Source organism: Mycobacterium sp. (genome assembly GCF_035653355.1).
In the GTDB taxonomy this organism is placed as follows: Bacteria; Actinomycetota; Actinomycetes; order Mycobacteriales; family Mycobacteriaceae; genus Mycobacterium.
Genome location: NZ_DASRBZ010000159.1, coordinates 1 through 2,150, shown reverse-complemented (window position 1 = coordinate 2,150; position 2,150 = coordinate 1). Strand labels below are relative to the sequence as shown.

General features: G+C 68.7%; 2 protein-coding genes. One reads left to right on the top strand and one right to left on the bottom strand.

The window, feature by feature from the left end; all coding sequences use genetic code 11:
• Positions 1-542 (bottom strand): TVP38/TMEM64 family protein (locus VFA16_RS05265; RefSeq protein ID WP_324966802.1); only part of this gene is annotated, 542 nt, incomplete at its 3' end.
• 203 nt (positions 543-745) lie between these two features.
• On the opposite strand from VFA16_RS05265, the gene VFA16_RS05260 reads away from it, so the two are divergent.
• On the top strand, positions 746-2,150 hold a 1,405-nt coding region (locus VFA16_RS05260), incomplete at its 3' end, for a methylmalonyl-CoA mutase family protein (RefSeq protein WP_324966801.1).

Below are 2,150 nucleotides of genomic sequence, written 5' to 3'. Positions count from 1 at the left end.
GTGTACGGCAACACGCGCACAGCCGACGCACCGGCGGCATAGTTGAGCACCGAGAACGGCACGGCGGGAATCAGCCGCAATGAAAGGATCGTCGGCCAGCCGCGGTCACGCAGCCGCTCGTCGACGCTATCGACCGCTCGATGCCGCACGAGACGGCTCAGCTGCCACCCCGCCACCCGAACCAGCACCAGCGCGATCACCGCACTGGCCGTGCTGGCCAGTACCGCCAGCACCACACCGAGCGCTGGCCCGAACAGCAGGCCGGCGGCCAGCGTGAACGCGGTGCGCGGAAACGGCAACACCGTGACGACGATGTGCGCGCCCATGAAAGCGAGCGGAAACCAGGGCCCCACCGATTCGGCCCAGTCCCGCAATTGCACCGCGGTCGGAAGCGGGATTAGCAACGCCACCGCGACCAGCACCGCAATCGTCAACGCCGTCAGGGTGATGCGCCGCCGGGGCACCTGACGGGCCGTTGCGACCACCGCGGAAGCGACGCCACGAAAGGTGTCGGCGATCTTGCTGGTGGTGGGAACCGGCACGGTCCCTAAGGCTACGGCTGGTCGGTAGACAGTTCGTTTCCGGTGTCCGGCGATTCGCCAGCGTCCGCCACACCTCGGCTCCTAACCGCCGATCGCGATCAATTAGCCTGGGTGTCAAGTGGCGAGCCCGGCGACGATGCGGGGCCGGGAACGGCCTGTGCAGGCGCCGGGCAAACCAGACTCTGCGACAACAGGAGCCGCCGGTGTCCGTCGATGCGTCGTCCGAGCCCGCCGAGCTGGCGCAGGCACGTGCCCGGTGGCGCACGGCTGTCGCGGAGGTGCTGGCGAAGAGCACCCGGCGCAGCGCCCACGAACTCGGCGACGAACCCGAGCGGCTGCTAGATACGCCGACGTACGAAGGGTTTCCGGTCCGGGCGCTCTACACCGCGTTGGACGCGCGGCCGGAGCGGCCGCTCCCCGGCGAATTCCCCTTCGTGCGCGGCGCCAACCCGCACCGCGACGTCAACGCCGGCTGGAAAGTCGCCGAAGCGTTCCCCAGCAATGGCAGCGAGGACAACGCGGGACTACTGGCCGCACTGAACGACGGGGTCAGCGCGCTGGTGCTGCGGATCGGCGAATCCGGTGTGGCGCCGGCCCAGCTCGACCGGCTGCTGGCCGGTGTGCACTTAGAGCTAGTACCGATCATTCTCGATGCCGGCGCCGACTATCCGACCGCCGCTTACACCATGCTGGCCTTGGTGGCCGAGGTGGACGCCGACAAGCGGGCGATGCTGTCTGTCGATCTCGGCGCCGACCCGCTGACTGCGCCGTTGACCGATCGTGCGGCCCCGTCGCTCGAGGAAGTGGTGGCGGTCGCATCACGAGTCGCCGGGGCTCCGGGCGTGCGCGCCATCACCGTCGACGGCGCGGCCCTCCACAATCGCGGCGCCAGCACCGCGTGGGAGCTCGCCGGCAGTATCGCCGCCGCGGTGGCCTATCTTCGGATGCTCGGCGAGTCCGGAATATCCGTCGCAAACGCACTGCAGCAGATCAGTTTTCGACTCGCCGCCGACGACGACCAGTTCATGACGATCGCGAAGATGCGCGCGGCGCGACAGCTGTGGGCGCGGGTGGCCGAAGTAGGGGGCGAACCCCACAGCGGAGCGGCCGTCCTGCACGCGGAGACTTCACTGCCGATGATGACCCAGCGTGATCCGTGGGCGAACATGCTGCGCACCACAGTCGCTGCCTTCGGCGCGGGCGTCGGCGGTGCCGACACCGTGCGGGTGTTGCCGTTCGACGTCGCGATTCCCGGCGGCTACCCGGGCACACCGAAAAGCTTCTCGCGCCGGATCGCCCGCAACACACAGCTGCTGCTGCTCGAGGAGTCGCACATCGGACGGGTCCTCGACCCGGCGGGCGGATCGTGGTATGTCGAGGACCTCACGGAACAACTGGCGCAGCAAGCATGGAAGCATTTCCAAGACATCGAAGCCCGCGGCGGGTTCGTCGACGCCCGTGACTACTTGATCGACCAGATCGCCGAACTCGCCGCGCGCCGCGCCGACGACATTGCGCACCGCCGCACCGCCGTCACCGGGGTCAACGAATACCCCTACATTGCTGAACCTCCACTGCCACACGGCGATTCGACACCCGCGGTGCAAC